The organism is Paraburkholderia lycopersici, from assembly GCF_900096975.1.
GTDB classification, from domain to species: Bacteria; Pseudomonadota; Gammaproteobacteria; order Burkholderiales; family Burkholderiaceae; genus Paraburkholderia; species Paraburkholderia lycopersici.
On sequence record NZ_FMYQ01000018.1, the window covers coordinates 123685 to 149526 of the forward strand.

Sequence of the window (25842 nt, forward strand, 5' to 3'; positions counted from 1 at the left end):
TGGCGGGCAGGGGAATTCGGGCGGCGTGGGACGCGGTGGCGAGGCTGCGGCGGCGCGGTGTGGCGGGCGGCCGCGTGGGCGCCGCGCCGCGTGGCTTGCCGGGCGGAGATCGGGTGGATGTCGCCGGATGCGGGGCGGCTCCTCGTCCGGATCGTCATCGGGGCTTCGTCGGGTCGCCGTGTTAACATCGCACCTCTCGCGTGCCGGTCCGGCCGCCTCGCGCGGTGCGGCCGCGGCGTTTCGATGCCGCCCCTTTGACGCGCCGCACGCACCCCGTCTTTTACCCGTTTTTCCAGTCCAGCAACGATGTCCGCAGGCCTCAATTCCGCCCAAAGCGAAGCGGTGCGCTATCTCGACGGTCCCTGTCTCGTGCTCGCCGGCGCGGGCAGCGGCAAGACGCGCGTCATCACGCAGAAGATCGCGCACCTCATCGAAGCGAAAGGCTTCGAGCCGCGCCACATCGCGGCCGTCACGTTCACGAACAAGGCCGCCGCCGAAATGCGCGAGCGCGTGGGCAAGCTGCTCGAAGGCAAGACGCTCACCACGCCCGGCAAGGAAGGCCGCAAGGTGCCGGTGAACCAGCTCACCGTCTGCACGTTCCACTCGCTCGGCGTGCAGATTCTGCGTCAGGAGGCCGAGCATCTCGGGCTCAAGCCCCAGTTCTCGATCATGGACGCCGACGACTGCTTCGCCATGATCCAGGAGCAGGTGGGCTCGACCGACAAGGGTTTCATCCGCAAGATCCAGTCGATCATCTCGCTCTGGAAGAACGGCCTCGTGATGCCCGAAGAGGCGCTCGCGACGGCCTCGAACGAGGACGAGCACCAGGCCGCCATCGTCTACCGCAACTACGTGGCGACGCTGCACGCGTACCAGGCCGTCGATTTCGACGACCTGATCCGCCTGCCCGCCGAACTGTTCGCGAAAAACGAGCCCGTGCGCGACAAGTGGCAGAACAAGCTGCGCTACCTGCTGATCGACGAGTACCAGGACACCAACGCCTGCCAGTACGAATTGCTGAAGCTGCTGGCGGGCCCGCGCGCGGCGTTCACGGCGGTGGGCGACGACGACCAGGCCATCTACGGCTGGCGCGGCGCCACGCTCGAGAACCTCGCGCAGCTCGGCAAGGACTTCCCGAAGCTGCACGTCATCAAGCTGGAGCAGAACTACCGCTCGACGGTGCGTATTCTCACGGCGGCGAACAACGTCATCGCGAACAACCCGAAGCTGTTCGAGAAGAAGCTCTGGTCCGAGCACGGCATGGGCGACTCCATCACCGTCACGCCCTGCAACGACGAAGAGCACGAAGCCGAGTCGGTCGTGTTCCGGCTTTCGGCGCACAAGTTCGAGCGGCGCGCGCAGTTTCGCGACTACGCGATCCTCTACCGCGGCAATTTCCAGGCGCGCATCTTCGAGCAGGTGCTGCGCCGCGAGCGCATTCCGTACGTGCTCTCGGGCGGCCAGTCGTTCTTCGACAAGGCCGAAATCAAGGATCTCTGCGCCTACCTGCGCCTGATCGCCAATCACGACGACGATCCCGCATTCATCCGCGCGATCACCACGCCGCGGCGCGGCGTCGGCAACACCACGCTGGAAGCGCTCGGCGCGTTCGCGGGGCAGGCGAAGGTGTCGCTGTTCGAGGCCGTGTACATGGGCGGCATCGAGGCGCGGCTCTCGGCGCGCCAGGTCGAGCCGATGCGCGTGTTCTGCGACTTCATGCAGCGCCTCGCCGAGCGCGCGCACAAGGATCCGGCGACCGTCGTGCTCGACGACCTGATGGAAGCGATCCACTACGAGGCGTATCTCTACGACGCCTTCGACGAGCGCCAGGCGCAGTCGAAGTGGCAGAACGTGCTCGAATTCCTGGAGTGGCTCAAGCGCAAGGGCACGAAGCCCGAGCCGGAGATCGGCGAAGACAGCGAAGCCACCGGCTACGACAGTGCCGATGGTCTGGCCGACACCGGCAAGAACCTCATGGGCCTGATCCAGACCGTGGCGCTGATGTCGATGCTCGAAGGCAAGGAAGAGGACCCGGATGCGGTGCGGCTTTCGACCGTCCATGCGTCGAAGGGGCTGGAGTATCCGCACGTGTTCCTCGTGGGCGTGGAAGAGGGGATCATGCCGCACCGCGGCGGCTCGGACGACGACGTGATCGACGACGCGCGCATCGAGGAAGAGCGCCGCCTCATGTACGTGGCGATCACGCGCGCGCAGCGCAGCCTGCACCTGAACTGGTGCAAGAAGCGCAAGCGGGCGCGCGAGACGGTGGTGTGCGAGGCGTCGCGCTTCATCCCGGAGATGGGTCTCGACGACGCGCCGCCGCCCACGGCCGAGGAAGCGCCGATGACGCCGAAGGACCGGCTCGCGAGTTTGAAGGCGTTGTTGCAGAAGGGGTGATGACCCTGCGCGCGGGGATGTTTTAGATTTTCGAGATGTACCTGGCAGTAGAGTGAGCCCCCTCCCTTGTTTGCTCACGTCGGGACCATGAAAAACTCATTGCTCGCTCATTACCGTCACGCGCTTGAAACTTATATCGATGCGAAGGACAACACGAAACCGGCGCGCATTCACGAAGCGTTCGCGCCAGAGGCCGTGCTGACATTTTCGCTGGCCACGCAGAACATCGCGTTTCCGTCGCGAAGCGTTGGCGTGAAGGCGATCGCAAAGACGCTGGTCGGCGATTTCGGCTTGCGCTATTCGCACTGCCGCACATACTACCTTTGCGCCTCCGAAGCTCTTGTCGCTCATGAGCGCGTAATCGACGCGCTGCCGTGGCTGGTCGTGATGCGCGAGGCGGCGGCGGGCGCACTGCGCATCGGGCACGGCACCTATCGGTGGACTTTCGATGCCAACGACGCCGCGCCGCGCGTTGTGCAATTCCACATCCGCATTGCGAGAATGGATGTAATCGATGACCCGGACGGCGCGTTGCTCACGCGCTTGCAGGACGGCCTGAGCTATCCGTGGCTCGCGCCCGGCGATCTGGCCGCGCGCTACGGCGCACTCGCCGACGATGCTTCGGGGTCGTTTGCGTTCGCGCGCGAATTTGCGCAGCCTGCGCGATGACGCGCGATTTTCCTGTGGCCGCCGGATAAAAAAATCCCCGCTCGTAGCGCTACGAGCGGGGAAAGTCGTGCGCCGCGCGCGCGGATCGCCTTACTTCGCGGCGCTCACCATGTAATCGACAGCGGCCTTCACGTCGGCGTCCGAAGCGCTCGAGCCGCCCTTGGGCGGCATCTGGCCCTTGCCGTGCAGCGCGTAGTTGTAGACCGTGTCCATCGGGTCCTTGAGTCGCGGCGCCCAGTCGGCCTTGTTGCCGAATTTCGGCGCGCCCAGCACGCCCGCCGCGTGACACGCCTGGCAGACCTGTTGATAGAGCGCCTTGCCGGCCTGCGAGGCGTCGGCGCTTTGTGCGCCGCCGCCCGCAGCGGGCGCGGAGGCGGTTTGCGGGATGGCTGCGATCGCTGCCGCGGCGGCCTGTGCCTGGGCGGCGTTCGCATCGGCGCCCGATGCCTCCGAAGCCGGGGCTGCCGCCGCGCCCGACGCGGCGTTGGCTGCGCCCGGTGCGGGCCTGGGCGGATCCTGGAAACTCGCGCCGCCATGGTTCGCCATGTAGGCGACGGCGAGGCCGATTTCATAGTCGCTGTAGTCGTCGGGGCTCGTGCCGCCGCGCGGGGGCATCGCGCCCTTGCCGGAGAGCGCCGTTTTCCAGAGCGTGTCGTAGCCCTGCGCGATGCGCGGCGCCCAGTCGCCGGAATTGCCGAACTTCGGCGCGCCGGCCGCGCCCGAGGCGTGACACGCCGAGCAGACGGCCTGATAGACCTGCTCCCCGGTCTTGTAGACGCGCGGCGCAGTGGCGTCGCGGACATTGACCTGCGCGATCGGCGCGATGCGCGCGGCGACTTGCTGGGCGGAGAGTTCGTCGGTGCCTGCGCCGGTGCGCGTCGTGTTGTCGACGTAGTAGGCGAGCAGAACGATGATGACGATGGGGACGGCAAAGCCGGCGATGACAGCGGCGATCAGCTGACCGGGCGTTTTGATCGGGGCTCCGTGGGGTGCTTCGCTCATGCTTGTCTCGTCTCCCGTTGGTTTTTTGGTGAGCGGTACAGCAGGACGGCAATGGCCATGCGGCAGATCAAACACCGACGATTATAGACGGAAGGTTTTCCGGCCGGTGGGCGCACGCGGACATCGTTCAGCGGGCGTTTACCCGGAGCGCGGCGGACAGACGTGCATATCGCGGCGATGCGCCCCCCAAATCCGCTGGCGGCCCGTGCGGTGGACGGTTTAACGGAAACCGGTTATTCTCTCGGTCTCTCTTCGGCGCTGCCTTCCCCGTGTTCTTCGGTTAGACGGCGGCGCCCGCAAGTCAAGGCGCCCGTAGCTCAATGGATAGAGTACTGCCCTCCGAAGGCAGGGGTTGCTGGTTCGATCCCAGCCGGGCGCGCCATCCGCATTTCCGTAGTCATCCCATGAAATCCTGAAAAGCCCCGCCGGATAAGGCGTTGCGGGATTTTTGCGTCCGGGGAAAGCCGGTGGAATCCGACCAAAGCCGGCGTTTGCATATCCCAAATTTCGTACCCAAAATGGTTGTACCGAGGTTTTGCCATTTTTGGGTACGAAATCATGGGACAACTCACTGATTTAAAAGTAAAAAACGCGGAGCACTGCGCAAAGGATTACTGGTTGCCCGATGGCGATGGGCTGTACCTGCGGGTGCGGCCGACTCGCAAGATCTGGGTCTATCGCTACATGCGCGATGGGAAAAACATCAAGCTGTCGCTTGGTCGTTATCCGATTGTGTCGCTGGCGGCGGCGCGCAGGAAGGCCCGTGAGGAAATGAGGCGGCGGGAAGACGGGATCGACCCCCAAAAAGCTCGGCGCGAGAAGCGGGAGCAAGAACAGGCAGCTCGGCTCAACACGTTTGAATTGGTGGCGCGAGAATGGCATAAGGCATCGGAAAAGGATCGCCAATGGTCTGCCGGTTATGCCGAGAAAATCATTCGCTACCTGGAACTGCACGTGTTTCCCTGGGTAGGGCGACTTCCGGTGGAGGAGATCAAGCCGACCGAAGTTGTGCGTTGCCTGCACCGCATCAAAGAGCGCGGCAATCTTGAAACCGCTATGCGGGTACGCGAAACGATTCAACATGTATATCAGTATGCAGTCGATACCGGCATTCTGGAACCAGCCAAGAATTTTGTGAATGGCCGTACAGGCGGGCTCCCGGCGGTTCGCAGCCGTCATTACCCAGCTATCACTGATCCGCAGCAGCTTGGACAGCTGCTGCGCGACATTCGAGCCTACAACGGCCATGTAATTACTCGTGCGGCATTGCAGCTCGCTCCGTTGCTGTTCCAGCGACCCGGTCAGCTACGTTTTGCCCACTGGGAGAATATCGACCTAGACGACGCTGTCTGGATCTGTCCGCCGGAAAAAATGAAGATGCGGGAATGGAAGAAGCGGGATAGTCGCACGCCAGCGCATGTGGTGCCGCTTCCGTCACAGGCCATGGAAATCCTGAGAGATCTGCACCCGCTAACCGGACCGAAAGGGCCGATTTTTCGCAGTGTCGCCAAACGCTCCGAGGCGACGCGTTACATGAGCGAGAACACGGTCAATAGTGCGCTACGTACGCTGGGTTATGACACTAAAGAGCAGATCACTGGTCACGGTTTTCGTGCGACGGCTCGCACGCTGATCCGAGAATATCTCGGATGGGATCGGGAGGTGATCGAGCGTCATCTCGCCCACGCATCAAGCGAGGAGCTGGGTGATAGCTACGATCGCGCAACGTTTCTTGAACAGCGCCGTGAAATGGTTCAGGACTGGGCCAATTTTCTCGATGAACTAGCGGCGGGGAGCGTTCCGAAGCCTGCTAGGACGCTGCGCTTGGTGAGCAGGACTGCCTGAGCCGTCGCCTTAGAGATTTTCGGTGTCTGGGCTGATCGGAAACCCAAACGTACCTCGTATCGGTGTGATGCTCGGTTTGTTCAGTTTCTCGCGCTCTCGCAGTGGCGGAGCGACGTGCGATTGACCATTGCGTACCGGACTAGTCAGTCCTGCCCTTTTTCTCGAAGACTGAGCATTTCCCGTCCCCGCAGATCCACCCGATACCTGCGAATGCTTTTTTTCCTCGGCGACTACGCGCAGGGCGTATTTCAGCGTGCCGACACTCACACGGACTCCCGCTTTGGAGATCACGTCGGCGATTTCCTCGAAGGTATATCCCTTCTTTTGTGCTGCGAGAATATGTGCCTGGATGGACTTCACCATATCGCGCGTACTCAGGCGATGTTCGCTTGCGGGCTTTTCAGGCAATGCTGCCAGGTTCTGTGCGGCCGTATCCCGTTGCGTCCGAGTAAAGCTCTTTGCATTCGGCATGACGAGCTCCCGTCGATCACTGTCAGCACATTTTGCAAAGCTGCACGCAGCTCGTCAACGCGTGTCTCTAGTGCGAAGAATCGTTATGGAACGTGTCGGACGCGCACGGACAACGCCGGAATTTCGCTTTATTTTTGACGTGTCGCGAGCATGCGACACATGTCAAAACGCAAGGAATTTGACCGGCGCATTCAAGACATGCGTGATCGAGCGCGCAAGTAAACTCCGCAGACCTCATACATCGACCTCGACCAAGCGGCGCATCTAGTCCAAGCCCGATTCGCACTTAACTTCGATACTTTCGCACATCGGGCACGCATATTATTTGACTGGGCGGGGTGAGGTCGGCGCACTCGGTACGCAAAATTTCCGACTGAAACAGGCAACCTCGCGAACTGGACACGGGTACCTCGCAAACGCACTTGCTCAACCTCACGAAAAATTTTTGGCGGGCGCAGGCGACCTAGCGAACTGGGCATGGGTACCTCGCAAACTTACTTGGTCAGCCGCACGCAAAAAACTTCGACTAGGCTCCGTAAAAGCGACATAAAAACAAGGGAAGGCAGGATAGGCTTGCGCCGGTTTGCGGCACCATGGCTTTGACTTGGGTACGGGGATCCTATCGGTCAGCTGTTAGCGTAAGCCGTACCTAACTATTAATCGCAGCCAGAACGGATATCGAGGCGCGGCGGGCGGCTATCGGATGTCAGCCGTTATCAAGGAAGCTCGCTTGAGTGACAGCTTTAGACTGGATGCGGACCGCCGGCTTTGGTAAACGAAACGGATGAGTGCCGCCACAAGTGCCAGTCATTCGAATGTTTGGATGCTGGGTGGCCGCAGCATCTCCAGAACCGGACGTCGTTGGATCTTCCGCAACAGGGCAGCCGAGTTGCGGCAACGCTTGCGAGCTGTCAGGAGGCACTCTCAGTTACAACGGTTCAGAGTGGAGACGGCTCGATCGAAAACACGAGGTACACTTGGCCGAACTCGATGGCAGCTCGGACCACACGCTCGATCTCAAGCGCTTGCTGGGCGCCTACGATAGCGCCGGTTTCAAGGTTCCGGAGCAAGGCATTGCCAGTCAAATTGGCCGAACCGATTGCCGCCGAAACGCCGTCGACCACAATAAGCTTGGAATGGAGCAGAACCGGTGTGGTAACTGGCGCGGAGTACACGAGGAGGCGCCCCGGTAACCCCCCTGCCTCACGCCGAAGCGACTCCAGCGAATCTGAGGCGCACGATCCAAGTGAGTTCGCGTCCTGCGTCACGAGGACCACCGACACGCCCCTAGCCAACGCACCGAGCAACTCGTCCTGCAGTTGACCAATGCCCTGACCCTCTAGGTACGGCGCAACGAGTATTAGGCGCTCTCGCGAGCCCCTTATGAGAGCTCGGACGCCGTTAACGTATCCCGTGGGATCGATACCGTCGACCTGAAGTCCCTCGGGCAGGGTCCACAGAAGTGGCACGTCGGCCTCGGGCGCAGCGTCCCATACTGCGCAAAGAAGGGCTGCCAACGGGCGCGCGAGCAGCTGACCTTCTACGCTCAAGCAACGCCAGTCCGATAGTGCTTGCCAAAGGAGGCGTTCACCGCCCCTGCCGAGCAAGGAGTTGGCCCAAAGCAAGTCCTCGTGTGAGCCTATGCGCTGACCGATCATCATCCACAGCGCTTGCCCTAGCCGTTGGACCCCTTCAGGACGCTGGATACGCGATGAAATCGCCGTCGTGGCCATCACTTGACAGGCGCCGCCTTCCACGCGTCCCTCCAGTATCCGTGCTTGAGCTTCGTCCCCTCGAATGCGCTGGATTGGGGCGTCGGACCACCATAGACAGTCGCGCGAGAGAGCTCACGGTTGAAGCTGATGCAGCTGTGCTCACGGTGTGTGCAGCCTGCACAGCTTCCACCATCGTCTTCGCAGATAGGGTCATAGACGCATTCGCGGCCCGACTGCACAGCGTCCCATAGCCAGGTATTCAGGCGTTGCTCAAACAACGTTGTTAAACCACCGATCTTGGTCTCGGCATGGCGGTTGGCGTACAGGATAAATGAAAGCGAGCCAGGGATGAGGTACTCGCCGACGCTGGACGGAGCGAAGCCGCTCCACTCGACGCGCCTCAAGAAGAGGTGGCTCATGGTGTGAAGCAGTGTGCGGATAGCGACCGCCTCCAACTGGCCGTACGCCGGCTCATGCGGGGCCTCGCGAAGGCCCGGCACTTCTACGTATAAGCGAGCCCACGCCTCTTCGCGTGAAGCAGGCATAGTGCCACCGGTGATCCCATTCTGAAGCAACCAGCCGTAGACCTTCAACGGATCAAGCTCGAACCAGAGAGCTTCGGTCTCAGCAGCAATGGCATACACAGGAATTCGGCCGCGTTCATCGACCGGAAACGGGGTGATGATCGTTCGGGATGGGTCCCGCGCTGTCCGGGTATAGCCGTATGCACAGAGGGCAAGCGGGAAGTCGTTGACGACTCGGATATTACCGATGCCGAGCAGTTCAGATGCCTTGCGCTGGCCCTCCTCGATATCTAGGGCACCGTCCTCATCCCCTGACCGCCGCAACATACTTGCGACGTCAGCGATGGTGCTGACGTCGGTTTTGTCCAAGAGTGTTGTGTGCTCGGCCAGCCATCGCCGGGGCGCACCGGGCGATGTCACTTTGCAGGCTTTGAGAAGCTCGTTGACTCGGTCGATTTCGGTTTGGCCTTTCGGCTGTTTCTTCTTGGCGTCGTACTCACGAACCACCGGATTGTTCGGCTGAAGCTTGCGGAGCTGCTCGACAAGAGACGCTGTCATATCGGCGTCCTCTGGTTTGCCGAGGCTCGCCCGCTCCCGAACGGTATCGGAGACGCTGTCGCGCAGCAGGCCCCATGTCCTAGCGAGCATCAGTTGCAAGGCATCAGGTGCGGCTCGCAGCCGTCCCTGGTCGTCTTCGGGAAAGTTGACGAAGGCCACTGTGTGGGGGATGTAGAGCGACGGATCACCTGTGGGTACGACGCGCAAGAACTTTTCAGCTCGTGGCCCCGGCGGCAACGAATTGTTGTACGCACATTTACAAGGCGTCATGCGCAGTGCTTGAACGTCGGCCTTGCACTTCGCGCAGTACCAGCGTGCCTGCTTGACTCGGCCAGGGTCATAGAACGCCAAGTCTGTGCCGCTGCCGCAGGCGGGGCATCGCTGTGACGGAACGTAAAGCTCCTCGAGACGCCCGCAATTGTGAGCCTGGACATAGCGCATCTGATTCAGATTCCCGCCGCAACTACAACGCCCCACCGCCGATGCGCCGCGCTTGATGAGGTCGGTGAACTTCCCAGTTCTTGCGCATGACCGACAGCGGAAGACTTGCGGATACGGCGTGAATCGTACCTCTCTGGGCGAGCCTATGGCGTAGTATGACCTGCGGGATGCATCTCTGGTGTCGGGATATTTCGTCGCGAAGTCGGCGGGCCACATCGCCAGAGCGTCGGCCATTGCATCGAAGAGCGCGTCCCGGTTCACCTCGGTATCTCCGAGCGCAACCTGAGTCACCTTGCACAGACCGTAGTCGTCGTGCTCGAAGATTGCCTCGGGGAGGTGCCGGAACAGAACCTGGGTCTGACCTCGTGAGAAACCTTTGTTGGCCATAGTCAGTCCTTGGACTTTTGAACGAAGGTAAGCAGCCGAGAGTCACAGTGGTCAGGCCAGAACGGGACACCTGTTTCCACGTCGCGCAAGCTGGTCATGGGTACAGGCCGTACAGCGTCCTTGACCTTCTTCTCTGTACTGTTGCGAATCGACATCGCCACCCGCCCGAACTGCTCAGTCAGGACATCTGCCAGGGACTTCTCAAGACGTTCGTCGTAGACGCCCTCCCCGAGGGAATACGCCTTCTTGAGCTCGTCTAGGAAGTCCGGGCCCTGCAGGTCGAGGAGGTCTACAACGTTCGCGCGATTGTTGAGCTTCGAATTGCCCGTTTGCGCCGTGTGAACGCCGTAGATGACTCCCAGTGCAACGCCCGGCAATGTCCGTCCCGCAGCGTATTTTGCGAAGCGGTTGACTGGCACCGGGGAGACCATACGGTCGAGGTGCTGGTGATATTCGATAAAGCGGTGATAGATGCTGTTAGCCCGCAACGAGAAGCCACTCAGGACGACCACCACGAGGCCGACGTGGCGCCGGCCGCTTCGACTGGACGCTTGAATGTACTCGGCCGTTTCCTCGGGCACTCCGTCCATCGTCATCAAATTGACTCGCTCAAGGTCGACACCGTGGCTAATCATGCTCGTCGCAACCAACGCGTCGAGAAAGCTCTCGTCCGACCATGCAGGTGGACTCTCCACCCGATGGACGACGTCCGCAACCTCGGCGCTTGACGAACGGCTGGAGTGGTATTCGACGTTCAGGTCACGGGCCCCAGGCCGCACCTTCGACGCTACCTCGTCCAGTGCTTGGCGTACGCGCGAACCCTTCGCGAGACTGCCCACGTAATTCAGAGTCGTGGAGTAGTGGTTCAGCAGCGCTTCCACGTCTTCGTCCGTCTTGGCGTCCTTCAGAATGGCCCGAGCGAGGTGCGGCTTGGCGAAGAGCCTACCGATTTCAGCATGGAGGATTTCGGAGCAGAAGGCTGACGCGTCTGCCGGCGAGAGTGACGAACTTTTGAATGCCACGAAGATTCGAGCCGTCTTCGGTTGGCCCTCAGCGTCTAGGTCTGGTACTGCATAAAAGCTTTTCATCCGGTCGTATCCCCGACCCGGAAAGCGCCTCGCGTTCTTCACGCCGTACAGGTGCCGTACCTGGTTCTCAAAACCTTCGATAGTTGCGGTAGCAGCAATGACCTTCGACGGCAACCCGCCCACGGTCTGCTCGCAATAACGGATGAGCGTTTCGTAGTGCCCTGAAAACGCGCCAAGCTCCTCTTGCAGAAGGTGCAACTCATCCTGGATGTGGAGCGACGGCGCGGGGTCGTAGGGCTTTACCGTTCGGCGCTGCTTCTTGTCTACCTTGCAGCCGAACGCCGTGCAGTATTCGCCGAAGCCATAGCCGTGCTCGGGGCACTTCCACTTCGCGCCGCCCCAGAGCAATCCAAACTTAGGCTGCTGGCCGACCGTGGCCATCTTGTCGATAGTCCCCACGACCAGCGCGGGCAGATGCCGATACACCTCGTCATCCGACACGTCCAGCGGAAGCTCTGCTTTGCACCTGGTACAGATGTGCTGAAAACGAATGCGCGGAATGTCAGCTTGAGTCTTGACCGTCCCACGCCCGCCACATGCGGGACAGTCGGGTACCGCGCGTACCCGCTCAAGGCTCTCGTCGGTCGAGAGGTTGCTTAAATACTCGACTGATAAACTGTTCGGCGTCGTTGTGCTGCCAACGAAGTAGCCGAGCCGTAGCGGTGCGGACTGCTTCGCTTCGTCACCGAGAATACGCTTGCGCTCTTCCTCGGCCTCCCAGATCACGCGCATCGCGCGCTGCAACTGCTGGATGCTCAGCATGCGCAACGGAAAGCGCAACCAAGCAGTCATGCCGAAGCGCTTATTCCGCAACCTGTCGTAGAGCATGGCGCAACAAGCAAGGCCGAGATACGCCTCAGTCTTACCGCCACCGGTGCGAAACCAAAGAACGTCACCCCAGTCCAGCGTATCCTTCCACTCGCGCTTAGTGCCGGTTGGGAACTCGCCTTGCACGTGGTTCTCGCGAACTGCCAACGCCGGCAGCTGGGTCACGATGTAGACAAGCTGAAAAAGCCGCCACGAGTCATATCCGCTGGCGAGCTTGGCGAATACGCGATTGGCCGCCTGAAACGCTCGCAGCAGACGCTCATCGCATCGCAAGGCAGCGACGCCACATGCGAACCGACGAATCTCGTCTTTGAAACCCGCGTGGTCGCGCTGGCATTCGACCATGGCGGCTGGGTCTAGCTTCAGTTCGTTGTCGTCAAGGATGCGCTTCTGCCAATCCCGTTCGTACTCGACCATGGCCTCGTAGATGGCCTGAAGCGTCTCGAACGGGCTGCTCACCAACGCGGCGAACTTGGCGGGCACTACGTCGCGCGTCATGATACGCGGCTGCTCGAACACTGCCAAAGCCGCAGTTCGAATCACGCCCACCTGGTAGTCGGTAACGACACTTGTGTTGTGCCCAACAGCCCACACCCGCCGGTCATACTGGTAATCCTGCGGTACCGGCAGGATTTCGATTGGGTACAGCTGACCGCTCATCTTGGCATCGATGCGAACATCGCTGATGACCTTGAAGGCGTCCTTCAGGCCCTTGCCGTTAGTCAGCGGAGGCGTCTCAGGCGTCTCATTCTTGAAGTAACAGCCGATTCGAACCTTACCGTCAGGTCGCGGCACAGCTCGGACCTCAAGTGACGCGTTGAGACGCCATTTCTCCACGTCGAAGGCATTGAACCTAGCCGCCAGGAATGACTGGAATGCTTCGGGCGTCTTGATGTCAGATTCGGAGACCTTCGGACGCGTCCCGGGAAGAACGCGCTCTGCATCAGAGCGAGCGAATGCACGCTCGAGCGTATCGTCAAGCAGACCTTGGACGGCACCCTGATCATTCAACGTGCCACCAGCCGCAGGAACTTTAAGCACAACGTTGTGCAGATCAATCGGCCATCGCTGCACGACCTCGGCCAATGGTGCGCCGACTGACGCGCCGGCGTCGAGGACGTTCGTCTGTTCCGTCAAGTCAGGCAAGTGTTTTGTAAAGATACAGAACTGTGCGCTAAGCGTCAGCGTGATAGTGCCGTCTGCGTCAGGTTGAACCAATGCTTCGAACCCAATCGCCGAGGGCGGGCGACGCGTACCTTCACGGTCGTCTGTTTTCTCGGTCGCTTTTGGGTCCTCCAGTTCCGGGGCTGCATCTGACGACGCTCCCGCGTGGGCCTCGGCCGGTGAACTGGTCAATTGGCCATTAACGGCAGGGGCTACGCTGCCAGCATTGGCCCCAGGGGAGTCGTCGGAAGCAGCTTCGGCTTCGAGGATTGCCGCGTCCAACTCCACTGGAGCGTGCTGCAGCTTCGCAGGCCCAATGACCCCGAGGTGGCACCAATCCAACGGGTTCACGTTGGTTCGGCGCACGTTGTCCCGGCCAGCAAGTCGCTGCTCGAGCACTTGAACGAAGTGCCGTGAGATAGCAAGTTCGTCGCGGTACGTGGGGCTATACGTGTTCTTCTCAGCCATCGTGTTTCCTTTGAATTTCGCGAACTGAGTCAACCTCGAGAATTTCCACCGCGGCGAACACGTCGGCAATAGCCGCGTCAATCGTGCGTGCGCCGGCTAGGGCTTCTTCGTAACCATCGCCAGAGACCACCGCTCGGAGAAACGTTCGGAGAGTGCGCCCCAACTTTCGGTTGCGTCCACGCTCGTGCTGGACAGCCCTGAAGGCACTTTCCATCATTACCTTTGAGCTGGCATACGTGTCCATTTCAGAGGCAAGCACCTCGAACTCATGAAACTGTTGTGGGGCGATGACGTCCTCGTCGCCCGCACTGAGCCAGCTGACGAAGGCTTCGTAGCTGGATATCAAGCCCTTTGCTACCAACTTGTGATAGAGCTCGCGCTTGCTCTCGAATCTCGCGACCAAGTGCTCCTTCGCTTGGCGCCAAAGCTCCAGAGCAACGCGTTCGGCAGGCGGAAGGCGAGAGTTGACAACGTCGGCAAGCCGCCGAAAGAGACTGTCGTACTGGCCGTCGACGAAGGCTATAACCCGCCACCCCGGCCGCACTTCGCGTGCGAGGTTGCGCTGGATTCTCGACGTCTCCGATAGGTAGATGTCCAGCTTCTGCTCGCCGTAGAACTGACGTCGCTCGCCATTGGTGAAGCGAACTTCGGTGATTGCGCCCGCGGTGCTGATGGAGGTGTGCACCTTCGGCTCGTAGCCGTCAAAAAAGTCGACGTCAGTACCGCCCACCAATGCATCGATATCGATTTCGCCTGAGACTTCGGCGCTGGTTACCAACGAAACCACATGTCCGTTGGACTTGCGAACGACAATGGCGGGAGGCTGAGCGGCGGGACGCGGAACGGCCGACGATAAAGGCTGGAAGCCGAAGGGCGCGAGGAAGCGAACGCGAGTCTCGTCCTGCAGTCTAGGTGACCAAGCAGAATGAAGTCGCGCTTGATTGCTCCGCTCGAGATCCACCTCATGTGGATAGAGCAACTCGTCAACGCGCGCGGAGGGGAATACATCGAGATAGCGGTGTCCATTCGTCCTGGGCGCCAATAGCACCGTCGGGCAGACGCCACCCTCGGCAATCAACTTTGCCTCCTTGCTGCCAGTGACGAACTCGACTCGGCCCGATGCAAGTGCCTCAGAGAACCCTTCGACCACTAACTCGAGCGCAGGAGTCAAAAGGGTGACTTCTGCCTCCGACCCGACCACGACGCGGAGGTGCGGGGTGGTTGAGGGAAGGAACGCCTGTAGGTTGCTTGCCACCCCCCAGAACTTCGCGGTCTCTTCCCGCCGCAGGAGCGTTTCGTATGCCGACTTCAGCGCAGCTAAGAGTTGTGGCCACGTCGTGTCCCAGGCAACACTGCCATGTCCACTGACGTTCTCCAGTTCGGCGATGCGCTGTCGCAGGCTACCCGCCCAGGTCGAAGCTGCCACCTCTTCAAGGTGTGCAAGCGGGACGGCCACTTGGCGTAGGCGGTTGTACAGCCCCCAGCATTGCCACAATCCCGGGTAGCTGCGACCTTCAGCGGCTCGAGCAGCGGCGGTGAGCCTGCGGTAAACCTCCGCCAGCGCTTGCGCCGCCTCTGCGTCCGAATCACAAACCCACAGGTGGCGGTCGCCATTGGCGTGGGACTGGGGGTCCCTCGCCTCGACGACAGTTTCCGCATCATTCTTTGCTTGCGAGTCCCACAGCCAAAGCTGTAGCTTCGATGGATGTCCGCATGCTGCGAGCACGTCCTCGGCCGGAGGTGGGGAAACCGCAATGCGCAGAGATGCACATCCCGCGGCGGCTCGCATCAACTGCGGCAGTCGGGCGAAAGTACTCGGGTGCGAGGCGTCGATGACCACCGCGCCAAATCTCCGTCCTCCCATGGTCTTCTCTAGCCAACCTGGGTTGGCTAGGAACACCCTTGGCTTGGTAGACTTGGCTGCGGTATACCTGCTGAGCGTGGTAACCTCCCAAAGATCACAAAGCCGTTGCCCCCTGCCCACGGACAACTCTTCAAGCCGAGCCTTGCCATTAGATGTGGCCTGTGTGACAAGGACGATGTCCCCTCGGAGTAGGTGCCTGACCTCGACTTGAGGCACTTGCCCTTGCGCGTTTGCATGTGCGTAGTCGCCGATGAGCAGCGCCGCCAAAATATGGCGTGCCGTTGATGCGGTTGCCTCGGGTACAGCGAACAGCAGGCTTTGCTCACCCGTTAGTAGTCGCAGCGCGGTTCGCACCGCAATGGCGCCGCTGACCTTTTCAAACGCCAGCGCGTCCTGAGGCAGAACGCTGCGATGCAAAAGCGCATCGGTGACGCGCTGGGTGGATAACTGGATGGCACGATCCCACATCGCTATTCGATGTGTCGTTTGCGAACGCCAAGACGTTCGAGGTGGGCGCGGTATTTAGCACCGATATTGGTCGCGTCGCAATCGGCCACGCAGTCGGCCAACGCGAACCCCATGGCGGCGAGATTTTTTTCGGCGCACGACTTTGGCGTGAACTCAAGCGATAGCTTGGGCGGCCGAGACGCCGTTGTTGGCATGCACTCGATGACCAAGTCGTGGAGCATCGCGTTGACGTTGCGCTTGCAATGGTCGCCTTGGTTTTCCGCCAGTACTGCTGCTAGAGCGGTAACCTTGAGTCCGGCAGCAGCGATTGCGCCGGCAAGTGCTCGCCAAGCAGCAAGCTTCTTGTTGTGAAACGTGAGGATGAGCCGGCCGTTCGCTTTCAGCGTTCGCCTGCTTTCAGCCAGACATGCAGCAATCGTTGCTTCATAGTCGGCGGTGGAAATACCTCGTGTGCTGTTCGGCACGGCTTCAGCGCTTTCGTCGACGGTGACGCTCGGGTCATAAACCGTCAGCCAGACGTGGAACAGCCTTGCCAGTTCTCCGTACTGCACATCGTCGAAGTAAGGCGGGTCCGTCACGACGACGCTCACGGAACCCGTTTGCAACGCCTGTTTGACGCTGCTACCGGTGGTCACGAGCACGTCCCAGTCGGTCTTCTTTCGCCCACGGCGGCCTGGGACCGTTGTCTGCACCTTTGGTGGCCGCTGTCGCGAATCGATGAACCACTGGAGCGCCTGTGTGGCGGCCTCAAGGCGGCGCGGAATCGTGCCCCTTCCCACCGGAGACAGAAGGTTGCATTCCACCGCAAAGGTCGTCTGGGTGTAGCGATGGTTCGCCATCCCTTCGAATGGTTTGAGGTTGAACCGGTCCCACCGGCTAAGAAAAGCGGGCATTTCGGCAGCGCCGAGAAGCGAGAACGCCAGCCGGTCTTTGACGGCCGATGGGCAGTCCAGTGCAGCTACAGTTCTCAAACCATCGACGAGAACTTGAGTCTGCCGGCGCGAGTAAAGGTCGCCCCATCTCGCGAACCCGTTGTCAAGAAGTCGCTTGGTCTCCTTGCCCGGGGGAATCTCGATAGCCAGCGCCTCATGCAGCGTCATGGAATTGTCGAAAACGACGGGGTCGCCTTCTGAAACAGGCCTCAAGATAGCGCGGAGCTGGCCTTTGAGCATCGCCAACTCTTGAACCAAAACGGCACGCCAGCTTTGAGGCTGTAGGCTGTCCTCATGCAGGCAATGAGGGCAGCCGCTCGCATCGGCATCTACGTTCCAGAGTGTCTGGCAGCCGTCGCAGGAGAAGCTCTTGGTATTCCGATTGAGTCGAGTGAGTTGACCACAGCTGCGGCAGCCGAAGAAGGCGTCAGTGTTTTGTAGGCTGCGGCTGGTCAACGAAACCAAGCGATGCGGATACTCGTGGACATCGCGGGTGCAGTGCGAGCACGTTGATACGCGGACGCGGAGAACATGCGAGAGTTCAGCGCCGGCATAGGTGCGATAAGCAGCGCGATGTGGCGCAAGGGCTGCTAGCACCCGGTCGGCAGCAGCCCGGAGGTCGGCGGTTTCGCAACTTCCCAGCGCCGCGGCGAGTCCACGGGCAGGCCAAGGGTAGAGGTCTTGGGCGTATGTCTTGAGCCCTCGCTTGGCAGCCTCGAACGTCACTGTTCCGCCGCCGCTGAACGGGTCCGACACGGTAAGGTCGGTTCCATATTGCGCCACGGCGGCGTCGAGTAACGCTCCCATGACGCTGTGCGGGCGCCGAGCCCACCAACGGTAGGCCGACACCACCGGAGCGTGGACTTCTCGGCTGCTCACCTCTCTGGCTGCACGAGCGCCTACCGCCCGCCAGTTGATACGCGCTAGCAGAGAAGTAGATGGAGCCGTGCGTTGAGGCTGTGGCATGTAATTTGTAGGCCCTATTTAGGGTTACGCCTTCAACTCGTCGATGTTTGCACTGTCCTTCACAGATGCTCCACCCCTATTTAAAACAGTTTGTTACATTCTCCAGCGCGCGAGCGGCGCGGTCAATACTAAAACCGGCTGCTTGGTGCCGGTCAGCGTGCGTCCTGCAGCCAGCAACGAAGGTTCGCAGCTGTTAAGCGGGCATTGACTTGGCCGTAACGGGTAGAAAAGCGGTGGCTGCGTTCGACGTATTCCGGCCGCAAGCCGCGGTTCAAATCCGTCATCGATTGGACGTTCACGCGTCAGCTTGCCTAGTAACTGGCGGTCCGATTGTCAAAGGCGAAAGGTGCTTCATCTGCCTTGGCCGACGTTGGGCCAGCGACATTTGGATGACCGCCTATAGTTGCAAACCAGCCATTTTGGTATGGCGCTTTCGGTTAAGCTTACAGGGACCGCCGTTCAGACAGCTTCTGCAGTGCACTGTAGCGGCTTGCTTTTGATGCATCGATAAAGCCGTCTTTAAAAAAGGCCTCGACAATGAAAATCAATGGGTTTGAAATAGACCAACATCTATGGGGTGCTTTGCGAGAGGGCCAAAAAAGTAGCATCACAACCGCATTGAGCTACTTGAGAAAGGCGAAAGAGACGAAGTCCTGTCTGCTCAGCATGCCAACCGGCGCGGGAAAAACGGGTGTAATTACTGTCATTTCACATTTTTCCAGTCAGCGACGAGTTCTCGTAGTTAGTCACCGACGCGCCGTTCGTGAGCAACTTTTTGACGAGATTAATAAGAAATTTTTTCAAAAGATCGCACCTGGAAACGAGCTCGGTAGGAAGGCCGTGAAACCGTTCTCCGGGTTACCTCTAGATAAAGGGATCTACGTCACGACTTTCCAAAAGCTGTCCAGCTTGACACCTGATATTCTCGAAGCAGTGAAGGAAAGCGTAGATCTTTTGATTGTCGACGAGGGTCATTCTGAGCCATCTCCTGTCTGGAGTCAGGTGGCTCGCGGTCTTGATGCCAAGAAAATTGTTGTTACCGCAACACCGTATCGCAACGACCTCTTCGCTTTCGACATTGATCCCGCATCAAGCCATATTTACACCTTCGACGAGGCTGTCAAGCAAGGTGATTTGGTTAGTCCTCGCTTCGAACAGGATGATCGCGATCGCCTTGTGACCCGCCTCCAAGAGCTGTTTAACGCGTATCCGGAAGCGAAATGTATAGTGAAGTGCCGGAAGTTCATGGACATCGAGGCATACTATGGCTTGTTTGCCGCACACTTCAAGACCCTTGCTATTCACGAAGCATTCAAGGGCGAAAGATCTGACTCAAAACGCGTCTCCGTTCCCGCCAATCTGGGAAATTCTGACTGGAAGGTCATCATTCATCAACATAAGCTTGATGAGGGCGTCGATATCCCGCAAGCAAGAGTGCTAGTTCTCACCTATACAGTGGGTAGTGGACGCGAGCTTGTACAGGCTGTAGGACGCGTCGTTCGAAAATTCAAAGGACTGCCTTCGTTCGTCATCGAGTGCCAAGGGGCAGCTAATCGCACGATGTGGTCGAATTACCTCGAATTCGATACCTATCTTGCGTCACCAATTAAACGAACTGCATTTCTACGCTCACTCGATACTGCAGGCTTGCTTCGAAAGTATCTTGAAGCATTTCCTGATGTTAGCTATTTCGAATCGTCGTTTCGTAAGAAGTTCGAGCTTAAGAATATCGATGTCGATACATCGCTCAAGGTTCCCCTCGCCTCTGTATGCTTTATCCGCAAGGCGGCAGGATTTAGTCTCGCGGGCATAACCGATCGACTTCTATGGGATTCAACGCGGGACGGGGAGCTGGTGGACCCGAGATATGACGTTCACGGAATGAACGTCATTCTTTCCGTTTGCTTCAAGAACTCACGGTTCCTTGACGAGCACCTATTTTTCGAACCGTCGTTAGAAGTAACGATAATCAAAGAGTTTGACGAGATCATCGCAATTTTTGATAGTCGAAGCAGGGACTTTTCGGAAAAATCCGAATACGATTTAACAACCGCGATAGATGTCAATGCCCTTCTTACGCTGACAGCCCGTGAAGAGGTTACCCGCACGAAGGAGACGCATGCATTGGCGATCTCTAGAGTGCCAGGCGTCCAGAGCGAACATCGATGAGCGGCCACAACCTCGAAAATATTGGTTATGGCCAGAGCAATTCCAGCTATGCGATCACGACTGTCAAAGTTGACAACATTGACGCCGTGGGCAAGCGGAAGAGCAGCTACTATTTGGGCGTGGGCTCGGGACGCGTTTCGGATCAGATGCGCAGAAATTTTTCGCTTGCCGAACTCAATCTTTGGATGCAGGACGTTGCAGAAGTCATTCAAAAGCCACCGGCGAGTCGCAGCAACTTGCTTCGCTCCTACGCAAAGGCGATAAAAAGTCGACCAGTAGCGGCACCAGTGAGCGCTCTCCTAGATCTTTCCGACTTCTTGCATCCTATAAATCTGTCTTATGACGGCAAACAGGTGGGCGTCGAAAATAGCTTCATTTATGCACAGTATCAAAACGGATTCGAGTTCGTCGACGGTGCTCCGGAGCTAAAGTTCGACCTAAAATTCGATGAGGAAGAACGGCCTTTTCTGTGTTGTGAAGTTGACGTTTCCTATGATCTGGGGCGCGACGTTATCCCGGGAGTGAAACAACAGGGGCGATTTGTCGATCTACTCAATAAAAATGGACGTTTGAAGCTTCTCTACAAAGACGGGACGTCTTATGTCAATGGCCACTTCTACCAAGTGATGTTGCCAACGGAAAAAGGTTTTGAACTTAACAAGTCTAAGCTTGGCGGTTCGCTGATTCCGGTTACTGAGCTACTCGCAGCGAACCTGTCAGAAAAGGAAGAACATGCTGTGTCAGCTGACGAATTCGGGCGAAATTCTATCTTTTTCCTGATTGATAAACTAAAGGCTGTAGGTGTTCAAGGTTCGACAATTCCCGAGTTCGGTCCGTTTTTTACGCATATTGCCAATCTCGATATTATGCTTTGCTCAGACATGGGTACTGAGCCGGCGGATTTTATCCTGTCATCACCCGATAAGCTCGTCTTCGTTCATGTTAAATGTGGGGGTGCCGAGAATCGGCCGGAGTCTTCAGCGGGAGCACTAGCGGAAGTGGGTGGCCAAGCAATCAAAAACTTGGAAATACTAACCACAACGCAACGTGACCTGAAGCCAGGAAATTGGTCGATCATGCCAAGCCATTGGCCAAGACCTGCTTCCGCTCCCGCACTTAACGAACGCATTCGACTTGTCGATGGAAAGCGTTTTGTGAACGTTGGGCGAACTAAAGCAGCACGCGAAGAAAAATTAGTGGATATCTGGGACACGATTGCCGAACGCCGAGCAGCACCCAATGTTGGAAAGGAGATCTGGATGGTTGTTGGGAACGCATTTTCCCGACAGCACTTTGAAAACCAACTTCGCAAAGGGCGTGAGGCTGCAAGTGAATCGTTACAAGCATTTCAACTCATTGACAGTTGGCAGTCGGCCGCGGCTAGCAACGATGTTGTTCTCAAAATTTTCGTCTCACCATAGTATGAAAGCCGGAATTTCGATCGATGCTTCCAGAGCAGGAACATAGGCAAAGCTGGTCACCAAACCGCTCATCGGAGGAGGAGCAAGATATCTCGCAGACGCGCCGTTATTGAAAGAATGGGCGGATCGAGACGTTGATGTTTTTCGACAAATTGTTACAAAATATCTGCAGCGAAGAGCCTATTGTTTCCGATGTTGTACCCGTAAGGATGCGGCTGCCCCGAATGCCTTACCTGGCGCACCTCTGCCCGGTTTTTTCGATCCCAGCCGGGGCCAAGTTATCTCTTCAAAATCAAGAACTTAGAAACTGTGAGTTTTCGCCACAGATGTCGTAAACGACACCTGTGGCTACTACACAAAGTCCAGATTTAGACTCCTCGGTTTTCCAGTTCCAAACCTGGACGAGTCGCCATTCTTCTACCAGGCGCTCCCGAGGTGCTCAATCCTGCTGCAGCCAACGCTTCGCAGTGGGCGTTCTGGATGCGTCGAAATCGCCCGAGCATCACTTTCCCTTCTAATCGCCCGAGCACGCGCCTTCGTGACGGATAGACGCCTTCCGCGCGAAGCGCATTTGCCTCTTTCAAATACATCTTGTTGAAGGCATCGGTTGCCTCCCTGCGAACAGAGTCAGCCCGCTCCCGGTCGAGTCTGACCAAACGCTCGTGCTGCTCGGGGAAGTTCGCCCGCATGAATTTCAGCGAAATCCCGACTGCGGTGGCAGCTTCACTTGCATTCGTTGCGCCGCCGCTGCGAATCAGCTCGTCAAGCTCTGCGCGCAAGACGTCCTTCGAGCGCCGAGCACCGGTCACTCTGCGAATAGTCAGACGACGGCATTGCCCTTCCGGCAGGGGACGAAGCGAAAGCATCACCCTGTTTCCGAGCAGAATGTCGGCGATAGGACAGCCACAGCAAAACGCGGTCTGCACGAGGCGCGTAAAGCTCATCTGCACGGTACCTTTCACCCATCCATGAATTTGGGATTTATTGACACCCAGATGAGCTGCGAAGCGCGCCGGGGAGCCTTCGAACAGGTGATTAATCGCATGTGTCAGAAAGACGATTTGAGCGGAGGCCGAATAGCCCGCGTGGGAAAAAAAGACAGCGTCGTCAAGAAGCTCTGCAATAAGGCGAGAGGTCTCGACTTCGAAGTCCGAAGCCGGCTGATGGATGGGCAAGTCGCCGATTATGTGCTGTTTCTTCTATCTCTGGGAGGAGCTTCCAGTTTCGCTTCTAAGGCCGCGGGGCTTCTTCACCTGACGCCAGCTTACAAGTTCGAACGGGACTTGATCGTTGAGCGGACGCAAGCGGGACTCCAGCGCACGGGAGCCGCAGGGAAGCGCCTAGGCCGGAAGCCTTCTCTCAGCGAGCAAACCCGCAAGGAGATACTAGACCACCTCTCGCGCGGCGCTACGGTCTATTCGCTCGCGAAGCGATACGACACGACTCGCCAAACGATAATGCGTGTTCGGAAGCAGGGCCGCGGCTTAACCTGGCGGAGGCACTTACGCCCGATTCGCTACCCTTCGGCACACGATCAATACCGCGCATACGGCAAACGTAGCCCATGCCCAATATCCGACCAGCGCCACATTGACGGCGCGTTCTGGGTCCGGAGAAGCAAAGGCGCGAGCGGGGTCATAGGCGAACGCAAACGCGCCGCACGCCACGAACCATCCTCCTATTACGGAAGCTGCTCCGAGTCGCGCCGCAAGCCACCCGCGAGCGCGCGGCCTTATCCATCCCTTCGCGGTTTGAACGAATACCGCAAAAAGGATAGAGGTCACGAACCAGTAAAGAAGTATGGCCAGTGTCTCTATGTCGTCCGTGTTAGCAAGAATATTCAATCGGAGCAAAGACAAGGACGTCCGAATAAATATATACACGCTATACGGCATGTTGGTTGGGATAAAGTCGTACAGGTGCGCGATGTAGAATCCGGCTACCACGCAGACCACTACGAATGATCCCCAGCGAAGCGCGCTCTTCATTTAATCTCTAGCGTTCCGTACGCTTTCAAATCCGTTTCGGGAACCGGCAAGGATGGCTTCTGCGAGCGTAAAAACTTCTCCAACCGGTCAAAATCATACGGGTTCACGACCGTAACGCATCCTTCGCTTAAACGGCGCGGCCCCATCGGATGTAGGCGAAAGCTGCCGCGCGTGATTCCGTCAATATTCGTCTTATCACCTGTCGCGGGATTCCAGATCATAAACCAGCGTGTTCTATCCGTTGTTCCAAATCCATGCGCGCTCCACCAGTCCCGGAACCCTCCAAGAATGCCGCCCGATTGGCGATCCACGAGAAAGTATTTGCCTTTGGGAAGCGGCCCAATATCCTCCTTTGCGGTATCGTCCGGATTGTCGCGGCCTTCCTTCTGACCTGAGAAGGCGGTCATCGGCGCGATTCCGTCACACGCTAAAACAGACGTAGTTTTCCGATTCAATACGAACGTGCAGCTAACCGGCATATATCGGCTCCGCGAGACTTAGGTGGATTGATTCGCCTTAATGTCAATCAGGGCCGTCACGGTTCCGCCAGTCCCGCCGAGAGGATCTTGAAGAATGTACTCATGCTTCATTCGAGCGAACGAAAGCTTGACTTCTTCGCTACAAAACTCCCCGCCCGCAACCGGTTCAACGAGAGAGATAATCACGTCATACATCGTCATCCGGATAAATTCGTGCGGCAGGCCGCCCGATTTTCGCATCGTCAACTGAGCTTCCGGAATGTGCTTGCCGGTGAAACAGTATTTGGCGAGATTCGGACTAGCCCGATCCATCATGTGAGTAAACTCCAAATCAGATACCGTAGCCTTTGCAGCACCACCACCCGATCCGGAATGCATTGCCGAGTTTTGCGTAACTCGCCAGCGCCACGAGATAACATCAATTCCGTTCGCGTGGGTCATGTCTTGCGATTCCCCGTCAATCCCGTTGATCTTGAGGAAAATATCCTGCAGCCATAGCTGCGAATCCTTTAAGCGATTTTAACAATTGACGGTTATTTCAGACCGAAAGCATAGTAGAGCGCGGCATAAGAGGAAAATCAAGTGGATAGAAGCAAGGTTGGATGGGTTTTGTCAGAAATTATTTTTTTGATAATCGGATTGAATATTTAGCGCGCGCATCTAATGTCTGCATGGTGAATGGGCACAAGTGCGAGATAGGTCTCTATAGCTTCCCTTGCTTCCCTCTCGTCAAACGTGGCGCGCGGCGGGAACCCGCGCGGCCCGTGATAAGAGCGCCGCCCCGCCATCCAATTAGCGTATGGGCGCGCGGCAGGGCGCTCTATGCCTTCCAAGTAAAACGGGCCTATCCGGTAGAGTCTTCCAGCCGCGAGCGCCCCGCGCACCTCCTCGTAAAGATCGGGCGGCAGGTCCAATCGCGAGAAGGTCACGGAGAGCGAAGGGAACCGGTGCTCAACGCCATGAGCCGTCGCGATAATCCCGTACTCTATGCGCCTGCGCGGCTGCGTTAGTTCGCGGCATATCGTGGTGAATGCGACTAGACCTGTCGGGTCAAAATCCGTCCATCCTTCATCGTCCGTGAAGAGCACAGCCTCTCAAAATAACATATGTAGGAGTCGGTATCGCGCCCGTTCGGAGAAAATCGCGCTAAACTCGAATAAGCGCCCGCGACTGGAGAAGACAAATTCATCAGTTACTCGTCACAAGCGAGACGCGCATAGACGGTACGCGCCCGTACAACGCCAGGTTCAGACTTACTGCTTTGATGGTTGGCTTGCTCATGGATGCTCTCCTATGATTCAGCACATTTGCGCGCTCGACGCGTCCCGTTCAGGTCAGTAGTTCGGTCGCCGCCTTGTCTATCGGAGCGTCTCTGCGTTGACGCTCGATGGCCCTTCCGATCTGCCTGAATGCGCTCTTGATGGTTTATGGTCGACAAGGTCTGGCTCCTTAGCTCTGCGTCTGGGTAGATGAATCTGATCGAGCATAACCGGTCAGCTACCGTGCGCCCTGATGACGGCACCATTCGCTACGATTATCCGGTGAGGCTGTCAGCTACTTCACCAATATGCACGGTGGCGAGTCTTACCAATGCCATCTAGAGAAGCGGAAGCTTACCCGGTGCGGGGGCCGGGTACGCACGGCCCCGGATTGGCCGTCAAATTCGAATTCACGTATTTCGACGGCTACTTTTAGATCCTTCCCGGCTAACGTACTTCAGCTCGCGGGCCATCCCGCAATATGCGGCAGTTGACGGGCCTTAAGCTCCGGTCCGCCCGCCGGATGTATCCAGTGGTTGGAGCAAATCGGGGATTGTGGCGGTCAGTGCCGCAGCCAGATCTTGGAGGTCGGCAACAGCAATGCCAATCAGCGTTTACGGCCCCAACGACGGCCCCGACACAGTTAGAGCGTGTTAGGCACTATTGTTAAGGGCTGCAAAGTGGACAAGCATAAGCACGGCGAAAATGACGAAGTGCAGGCCGGCCAAGGTTTCGGGCA

15 protein-coding genes and 1 tRNA gene are annotated in these 25842 nt (G+C 58.4%); 6 read left to right on the plus strand and 10 right to left on the minus strand.

Features of this window, described 5'->3' with window-relative positions:
* The first annotated feature begins 306 nt into the window (after positions 1-306).
* Both BLU17_RS19665 and BLU17_RS19670 read left to right on the plus strand, forming a co-directional pair.
* Positions 307-2397: a UvrD-helicase domain-containing protein gene (locus BLU17_RS19665; protein WP_091999982.1), complete on the plus strand. Its 2091-nt coding sequence runs from the start codon at positions 307-309 to the stop codon at positions 2395-2397.
* Between the two features lie 87 nt (positions 2398-2484).
* A complete protein-coding gene (locus tag BLU17_RS19670; protein WP_091999985.1) occupies positions 2485-3066 on the plus strand; it encodes a hypothetical protein in 582 nt (193 codons plus the stop codon).
* A 90-nt stretch (positions 3067-3156) separates the two neighbouring features.
* Here the strand turns inward: BLU17_RS19670 and BLU17_RS19675 are convergent, their stop codons facing one another.
* Positions 3157-4068 carry a c-type cytochrome gene (locus BLU17_RS19675; protein ID WP_091999988.1) on the minus strand — a complete coding sequence of 304 codons (912 nt, stop codon included), beginning with the start codon at positions 4066-4068 and terminating at the stop codon, positions 3157-3159.
* Between the two features lie 306 nt (positions 4069-4374).
* On the opposite strand from BLU17_RS19675, the gene BLU17_RS19680 reads away from it, so the two are divergent.
* A tRNA-Arg gene (locus tag BLU17_RS19680) sits at positions 4375-4450 on the plus strand.
* A 176-nt stretch (positions 4451-4626) separates the two neighbouring features.
* Positions 4627-5913: a tyrosine-type recombinase/integrase gene (locus BLU17_RS19685; RefSeq protein WP_091999992.1), complete on the plus strand. Its 1287-nt coding sequence runs from the start codon at positions 4627-4629 to the stop codon at positions 5911-5913.
* Positions 5914-5922: 9 nt separating this feature from the next.
* Here the strand turns inward: BLU17_RS19685 and BLU17_RS32485 are convergent, their stop codons facing one another.
* The 6 genes from BLU17_RS32485 to BLU17_RS19710 all read right to left on the minus strand — a co-directional run bounded on the left by BLU17_RS32485 (position 5923) and on the right by BLU17_RS19710 (position 17628).
* Positions 5923-6384 carry a hypothetical protein gene (locus tag BLU17_RS32485; protein WP_143189291.1) on the minus strand — a complete coding sequence of 154 codons (462 nt, stop codon included), beginning with the start codon at positions 6382-6384 and terminating at the stop codon, positions 5923-5925.
* A gap of 938 nt (positions 6385-7322) precedes the next feature.
* On the minus strand, positions 7323-8117 hold the full coding sequence (locus BLU17_RS34570) for a phospholipase D-like domain-containing protein (RefSeq protein WP_091999996.1): 795 nt from the start codon (positions 8115-8117) through the stop codon (positions 7323-7325).
* A complete protein-coding gene (locus BLU17_RS19695; RefSeq protein WP_092000000.1) occupies positions 8117-10009 on the minus strand; it encodes a hypothetical protein in 1893 nt (630 codons plus the stop codon). The genes BLU17_RS34570 and BLU17_RS19695 overlap by 1 nt, the downstream gene beginning before the upstream one ends.
* Positions 10010-10011: 2 nt before the next feature.
* Positions 10012-13557, minus strand: a complete 3546-nt coding sequence (locus BLU17_RS19700) for a helicase-related protein (protein WP_092000003.1) — start codon at positions 13555-13557, stop codon at positions 10012-10014.
* The gene (locus tag BLU17_RS19705) at positions 13550-15889 is read right to left on the minus strand and encodes a DISARM anti-phage system protein DrmE domain-containing protein (RefSeq protein ID WP_092000006.1); all 2340 of its coding nucleotides are present in this window, start codon (positions 15887-15889) and stop codon (positions 13550-13552) included. Before BLU17_RS19705 ends, BLU17_RS19700 begins: the two co-directional genes overlap by 8 nt.
* Positions 15890-15891: 2 nt before the next feature.
* Entirely contained in the window at positions 15892-17628 is a 1737-nt protein-coding gene (locus tag BLU17_RS19710) for a hypothetical protein (RefSeq protein WP_143189293.1), read from the minus strand.
* 696 nt (positions 17629-18324) lie between these two features.
* On the opposite strand from BLU17_RS19710, the gene BLU17_RS19715 reads away from it, so the two are divergent.
* Positions 18325-19956 carry a DEAD/DEAH box helicase gene (locus BLU17_RS19715; RefSeq protein WP_092000012.1) on the plus strand — a complete coding sequence of 544 codons (1632 nt, stop codon included), beginning with the start codon at positions 18325-18327 and terminating at the stop codon, positions 19954-19956.
* Positions 19953-21377: a hypothetical protein gene (locus tag BLU17_RS32490; RefSeq protein WP_143189294.1), complete on the plus strand. Its 1425-nt coding sequence runs from the start codon at positions 19953-19955 to the stop codon at positions 21375-21377. The genes BLU17_RS19715 and BLU17_RS32490 overlap by 4 nt, the downstream gene beginning before the upstream one ends.
* A 368-nt stretch (positions 21378-21745) precedes the next feature.
* On the opposite strand, the gene BLU17_RS32495 is transcribed toward BLU17_RS32490, so the two are convergent.
* The 3 genes from BLU17_RS32495 to BLU17_RS19730 form a co-directional block, all read right to left on the minus strand.
* Complete coding sequence (locus tag BLU17_RS32495) at positions 21746-22552, minus strand: hypothetical protein (protein ID WP_143189295.1); 807 nt, start codon at positions 22550-22552, stop codon at positions 21746-21748.
* An 809-nt stretch (positions 22553-23361) separates the two neighbouring features.
* Positions 23362-23772, minus strand: a complete 411-nt coding sequence (locus BLU17_RS19725) for a DUF2778 domain-containing protein (RefSeq protein WP_342713837.1) — start codon at positions 23770-23772, stop codon at positions 23362-23364.
* Between the two features lie 90 nt (positions 23773-23862).
* A complete protein-coding gene (locus BLU17_RS19730) occupies positions 23863-24336 on the minus strand; it encodes an Hcp family type VI secretion system effector (RefSeq protein ID WP_092000019.1) in 474 nt (157 codons plus the stop codon).
* Between the last annotated feature and the right edge of the window lie 1506 nt (positions 24337-25842).